Here is a 6146-nt window from a genome sequence, read left to right as displayed (position 1 = left end):
GGCGGCCGTCCACGCGCGGGCGCCGGCCGACGGCACCACCGTTCAGTTCGACTGAACGTATCCCTCACGAACATGTGATGGACCTGGGGTGTGCCCGGTGCCACGGTGAGGAGGTCCGCAACGCCGTACCACGAAAGGCGTCCGACCGACCGCACCACCGAAGGGAAGAGATGACCACCACCCCGGCCGACCACGGCGACCCGCACGCCCACGACGCCGCCCCCTACCCCGGCGGCGACCCCTACGCCGACTACCGTGGCGGCGACTTCCCCTTCACCGCGCTCGCCGACCTCGCCGACCGCCGCCTGGGCGCCGGTGTGATCGCCGCCAACGACGAGTTCTTCGCCGACCGCGAGAACCTGCTGACGCCCGCTCCGGCGGTCTTCGACCCCGAGCGTTTCGGCCACAAGGGAAAGATCATGGACGGCTGGGAGACCCGCCGCCGCCGCGGCACGGACGCCGAGGCGCCCTTCCCCGCCGAGGACGACCACGACTGGGCGCTGATCCGCCTCGCCACCCCCGGCGTGATCCGCGGCATCGTCGTCGACACCGCCCACTTCCGCGGCAACTACCCCCAGCGGATCTCCGTCGAGGCCACCGCCCTGCCCGGCACCCCGTCCCCCGGCGACCTGCTGGCCGACGGCGTCCGGTGGGAGGAGATCGTCCCGCGCACGCCCGTCCGAGGGCACGCCGCCAACGGCTTCGAGGTCACCGCCGCACGCCGCTTCACCCATCTGCGCCTCAACCAGCACCCCGACGGCGGCATCGCCCGCCTCCGCGTCCACGGCGAGGCCGTCCCCGACCCCGCCTGGCTGGACGCGCTCGGCACCGTCGACCTCGCGTCCGCGCTGCACGGCGGACGCGTCGAGGACGCCTCCGACCGCTTCTACTCCTCGCCCGCCCAGATCATCCGCCCCGACCTCTCCCGCAAGATGGACGACGGCTGGGAGAACCGCAGGCGCCGGGTGAGGGACACCCACGACTGGGTCCGCTTCCGCCTCGCCACCCACGGCGAGATCCGCGCGGTGGAGATCGACACCGCGAACCTCAAGGGCAACTCCGCCGGCTGGGCCGCCCTGTACGGCTGCGACGCCACCACCGCCGACCCCGCCGACGACGCCTCCTGGACCGTCGTCCTGCCCCGCACCCGGCTCCAGCCGGACACCCCGCACCGCTTCGTCCTGCCACGCCGCGTCACCGCGACCCATGTCCGCCTCGACGTCTTCCCCGACGGCGGCATCGCCCGGATGCGGGTGCACGGCACCCCCACCCCGTCCGGCCGCGCCGCGCTCGCCCGCCGCTTCGACGCGCTGACCGGCTGACGCCGACGGGCGCCCCGGAACCGTCGAGGTCCCGGGGCGCCCGTCCCTGAGGGCGTCAGGCCGCCGCGGCGTCCGCCGCCCGCGCCTTCAGCGCCCGCTCGACGCCCGCCCGCGACTCGGTCACCAGCCGCCGCAGCGCCGGGCTCGGCTCCGCCGCCGCCAGCCAGGCGTCCGTGGCGTCCAGGGTCTCCTGCGACACCTGGAGCGCGGGGTAGAGGCCCACCACGATCTGCTGCGCCATCTCGTGGCTGCGCGACTCCCAGATGCCCTTGACCACCTCGAAGTACTTCGCGGTGTACGGGGCCAGCAGCTCACGCTGGTCGGTCTGGACGAAACCGCCGATGACGGCCTCCTGCACGGCGTTCGGCAGGGTGTCCGAGACCACCACCGACTCCCATGCCGCTCTCTTCGCGGCGGCCGTCGGCAGCGACGCCCGCGCGGTGGCGGCGTGCCGCTCGCCCGCCGAGGTGCGGTCCCGCTCCAGCTCGGCCTCGACGGCCTTCTCGTCGGCCCGGCCGGTGGCCGCCAGCCGCTGGAGCAGCGACCAGCGCAGCTCGGTGTCGACGACCAGGCCCTCGACGGCCTCGGTGCCGTCCAGCAGGCCCTGGAGCAGGCCGAGCTGGGCGTCGGTGCGGGCGGTGGCGGCCAGCGCGCGGGCCCAGGCGAGCTGGTGGTCGCTGCCGGGGGCGGCGGCGCGCAGGTGCTCCAGCGTGGCGTCGGACCACTTCGCCAGGCCCGTCTCACGCCACTCGGGGGCCGCGTACAGGTCCAGCGCCAGCTTCACCTGGCGGTGCAGCGACTGGACCACGCCGATGTCGCTCTCCTTGCCGATGCCGGAGAGCACCAGCTCCAGGTAGTCGCGGGTGGCGAGTTCGCCGTCGCGGGTCATGTCCCAGGCCGAGGCCCAGCACAGGGCGCGCGGCAGGGACTCGGTGAAGTCGCCCAGGTGCGCGGTGACGGTCCTCAGCGACTCCTCGTCCAGGCGGACCTTGGCGTACGACAGGTCGTCGTCGTTGAGCAGGACCACGTCCGGGCGCGCCCTGCCGGTCAGCCGGGGCACGTCGGTCAGCTCGCCGTCGACGTCCAGCTCGATCCGGTCGGTGCGGACCAGGCCGCCGTCCTTGAGGTCGTAGCAGCCGATCGCGATGCGGTGCGGGCGCAGCACCGGCTCGCCCTTGGCGCCGGCCGGCAGCGCGGGGGCCTCCTGCCGGACGCGGAAGGCGGTGACGGTGCCGTCGGCGGCCACCTCGATCTCCGGGCGCAGGACGTTGATGCCGGCGGTCTCCAGCCACTTCGCCGACCAGGTCCTCAGGTCCCGGCCGCTGGTCTCCTCCAGCGCGCCCAGCAGGTCGGCGAGGCGGGTGTTGCCGTAGGCGTGGCGCTTGAAGTACGCCTGGACGCCCTGGAAGAACTCGTCCATCCCGACGTACGCCACCAGCTGCTTGAGGACGGAGGCGCCCTTGGCGTAGGTGATGCCGTCGAAGTTGACCAGGACGTCGTCCAGGTCACGGATCTCGGCCATGATCGGGTGCGTCGACGGGAGCTGGTCCTGCCGGTAGGCCCAGGTCTTCATCGAGTTGGCGAACGTGGTCCACGAGTGCGGCCAGCGGCTGCCCGGCGCGTACGCCTGGCAGGCGATGGAGGTGTAGGTGGCGAACGACTCGTTCAGCCACAGGTCGTTCCACCACTCCATGGTGACCAGGTCGCCGAACCACATGTGGGCCAGCTCGTGCAGGATCGTCTCGGCCCGCACCTCGTACGCCGCGTCCGTCACCTTCGACCGGAAGACGTACTGGTCGCGGATGGTGACCGCGCCCGCGTTCTCCATCGCGCCCGCGTTGAACTCCGGCACGAACAGCTGGTCGTACTTCTCGAAGGGGTAGGCGTAGTCGAACTTCTCCTGGAACCAGTCGAAGCCCTGCCGGGTGACCTCGAAGATCGCGTCCGCGTCCAGGTGCTCGGCGAGCGAGGGGCGGCAGTAGATGCCCAGCGGGACGGTGCGGCCGTCCTTCTCGTACGTGCTGTGGACGCTGTGGTACGGGCCGGCGATCAGCGCGGTGATGTACGTCGAGATGCGCGGGGTCGGCGCGAAGCTCCAGACGTTGTCGACCGGCTCGGGCGTGGGGGAGTTGGAGATCACCGTCCAGCCCTCGGGCGCCGTCACGGTGAACCGGAACGCCGCCTTCAGGTCCGGCTGCTCGAAGCTCGCGAACACCCGCCGGGCGTCCGGCACCTCGAACTGCGTGTAGAGGTACGCCTGCTGGTCCACCGGGTCGACGAAGCGGTGCAGACCCTCACCGGTGTTGGTGTACGCGCAGTCCGCGACCACCCGCAGCTCGTTGCGCCCCGCCACCAGCCCGGACAGCGCGATCCGCGAGTCGGCGAACACCGCCGCAGCGTCCAGCGCGGTGCCGTTGAGCACCACCTCGTGCACCGTCGGCGCCACCAGGTCGATGAAGGTGTCCGCGCCCTCCTCGGCGGAGTCGAACCGCACCGTGGTCACCGAACGGAACGTACCCCCCTCCTGGGCGCCCGAGAGATCGAGCTCGATCTCGTACGCGTCCACCGTCAGCAGCCGCGCCCGACGCTGCGCCTCGTCGCGGGTCAGATTCGTGCCAGGCACCTGGTCATCTCCTCGTGGGAATGTCGTGTGCAGGTTTCGGCCATCCTTCCACGCGGGATCTTCGGCGGAAGGCCCGTACGCTCACGGCGGAGACGGCGTCGTCCCGGGTGCCGTACGCGACGTCCGGAACCCGCCAGCGTCCGGCCGGGCGGACGCCGACGCTGGACCCATGACGATCTACACGCCTCTCCCCGTCCCTCCCGAAGCCCTCGCGGAACTCCGCGTCACCGACGACGCCGGGCGGCCCGTACGCCCCTACACCGCCGGCGGCGACGGCGAGGTGCCCTGCGTCGGCAGCCCGCTGCGCTGCTGCCTGCGGCCCGCGGCCGCCGGCGAACGCGTCGCCCTGGTCTCCTACGCCCCGCTGCGCCGCTGGGCCGCCGCCACGGGCGCCGCGCCCGGCGCGTACGAGGAGACCGGCCCCGTCTTCATCCACACCGAGGAGTGCCCGGGAGCCGACCCGGCGGCCGGATACCCCTTCACCCGGCCCGGCGCGCTGCGCACCCTGCGCCGCTACGACGCCCGCGGCTGGATCGCCGGCGGCGCCCTCTTCGAGATCCCCGACGACCCGGACGCCGGTTTCGACCGGGCCCTCACGGAGGCGTTCGCCGACCCCGAGGTGGTGCTGGTGCACGTGAGGGCGGTGGAGTACGGCTGCTTCCACTTCGAGGTGCGGCGGCCGGACTGACACAGGAACGGCGGGTGCCCGCACGGAGACGTCCGTACGGGCACCCGCCGCGGGGTGCGGGGGCGGTCAGCCGCGCAGGTCGGCGGCGACCAGCTCCGCGATCTGGACGGCGTTGAGCGCCGCGCCCTTGCGGAGGTTGTCACCGGAGACGAACAGCGCCAGACCGTTCTCCGCCGTCTCGTCCGCGCGGATGCGGCCCACGAAGGACGCGTCGGCGCCCGCCGCCTGGAGCGGGGTCGGCACGTCGGACAGGACGACGCCGGGCGCGCCGGCCAGGAGCTCCTGGGCGCGGGCGACGCTCAGCGGACGCGCGAAACGGGCGTTGATCTGGAGCGAGTGACCGGTGAAGACCGGCACGCGGACGCAGGTGCCGGAGACCTTCAGCCCGGGGATGCCGAGGATCTTGCGGCTCTCGTGGCGGAGCTTCTGCTCCTCGTCGGTCTCGTGCGCACCGTCGTCGACGATCGCACCGGCCATCGGCAGCACGTTGAAGGCGATGGGGCGGACGTACTTCTCCGGCGCCGGGAACTCCACCGCCGCGCCGTCGTGCGTCAGCTTGGTGGCGTCCTGCTCGACCGCCTTGCGGACCTGCCCGTCCAGCTCCTCCACACCGGCCAGACCGCTGCCGGACACCGCCTGGTAGGTGGAGACGACCAGGGAGACCAGCTCCGCCTCGTCGTGCAGCGGGCGCAGCACCGGCATCGCGGCCATGGTGGTGCAGTTCGGGTTGGCGATGATGCCCTTGGGCCGCTCGGTGATCGCCTGCGGGTTGACCTCGGAGACGACCAGCGGGACCTCGGGGTCACGGCGCCAGGCCGAGGAGTTGTCGATCACGACGGGGCCCGCGTCGGCGACCTTCGGCGCCAGCGCCTTCGAGGTCGAGCCGCCCGCCGAGAACAGCACGATGTCCAGGCCGGAGTAGTCGGCGGTGGCGGCGTCCTCGACCGTGATCTCGGTGTTCTGCCAGGGCAGCGTCCGGCCCGCGGACCGGGCGGAGGCGAACAGGCGCAGCTGCTCGACCGGGAAGTCCCGCTCCGCGAGAATGCCCCGCATCACGCCGCCGACCTGGCCGGTGGCTCCGACGATTCCGATCCTCATGGGACTCCTTTTTCCGTACCTGACAGCGGTGCTTACCGGGAACGCCCGCTCAGAAGCGTTCCCACATCATGTGGGGGTACCCCGTCGCCTTGTCCAATCCGTTCCGGCCGGTGGATGCGGGCGCTCCGTTCCCGTACGCCCCTTGTGCCGGGGTGCGTCCCCGTACGGGCCGGTCCTTGAAGCGTAGGGCCTGCGGCGGACGTCCCGTCGCCCGCCCCGGCGGGACCGTGCGGCGGGGTGTGCGGTGATGGGCGGCGACTGTTGCGGTGGCGTTCACTCCGGGGCCATCCGCGCTGCCGAGGCTCCCTGGCGAGCCGTCGCCGCGACCGCACCCGGGAGTCCCCGCATGCCCCGTTTCCGGCCCGCCGTCCCCCCACCCGACCGCCGTACCTTCCTCGCCGCCACCGGCGCCGTG

At 72.9% G+C, this 6146-nt stretch carries 4 protein-coding genes; 2 read left to right on the top strand and 2 right to left on the bottom strand.

Annotation, left to right across the window (positions count from 1 at the left end):
• Positions 1 to 170: 170 nt before the first annotated feature.
• Positions 171 to 1322 (top strand): allantoicase, encoded by a 1152-nt coding sequence (gene alc, locus AC51EU_RS25855; RefSeq protein ID WP_496269486.1) that lies wholly within the window; start codon positions 171 to 173, stop codon positions 1320 to 1322.
• Positions 1323 to 1377: 55 nt separating this feature from the next.
• Here alc and pepN read toward each other — a convergent pair whose 3' ends face one another.
• Positions 1378 to 3945 (bottom strand): aminopeptidase N, encoded by a 2568-nt coding sequence (gene pepN / locus AC51EU_RS25850; protein WP_496269485.1) that lies wholly within the window; start codon positions 3943 to 3945, stop codon positions 1378 to 1380.
• A gap of 169 nt (positions 3946 to 4114) precedes the next feature.
• Between pepN and AC51EU_RS25845 the strand changes: the two genes are divergently transcribed.
• The gene (locus AC51EU_RS25845) at positions 4115 to 4633 is read left to right on the top strand and encodes a DUF1203 domain-containing protein (RefSeq protein ID WP_496269484.1); all 519 of its coding nucleotides are present in this window, start codon (positions 4115 to 4117) and stop codon (positions 4631 to 4633) included.
• Positions 4634 to 4699: 66 nt separating this feature from the next.
• On the opposite strand, the gene AC51EU_RS25840 is transcribed toward AC51EU_RS25845, so the two are convergent.
• Positions 4700 to 5731, bottom strand: coding sequence for an aspartate-semialdehyde dehydrogenase (locus AC51EU_RS25840; protein ID WP_496269483.1), 1032 nt, complete (start codon positions 5729 to 5731; stop codon positions 4700 to 4702).
• Positions 5732 to 6146: the final 415 nt, after the last annotated feature.

The organism is Candidatus Streptomyces philanthi (assembly GCF_059553635.1).
This window is presented reverse-complemented; position numbering and strand designations above follow the sequence as displayed.

Coding starts and splice junctions, on each gene's coding strand:
- AC51EU_RS25845 (WP_496269484.1), top strand. CDS start 4,115: ATGACGATCTACACGCCTCTCCCCGTCCCTCCCGAAGCCCTCGCGGAA.
- AC51EU_RS25840 (WP_496269483.1), bottom strand. CDS start 5,731: ATGAGGATCGGAATCGTCGGAGCCACCGGCCAGGTCGGCGGCGTGATG.
- alc (WP_496269486.1), top strand. CDS start 171: ATGACCACCACCCCGGCCGACCACGGCGACCCGCACGCCCACGACGCC.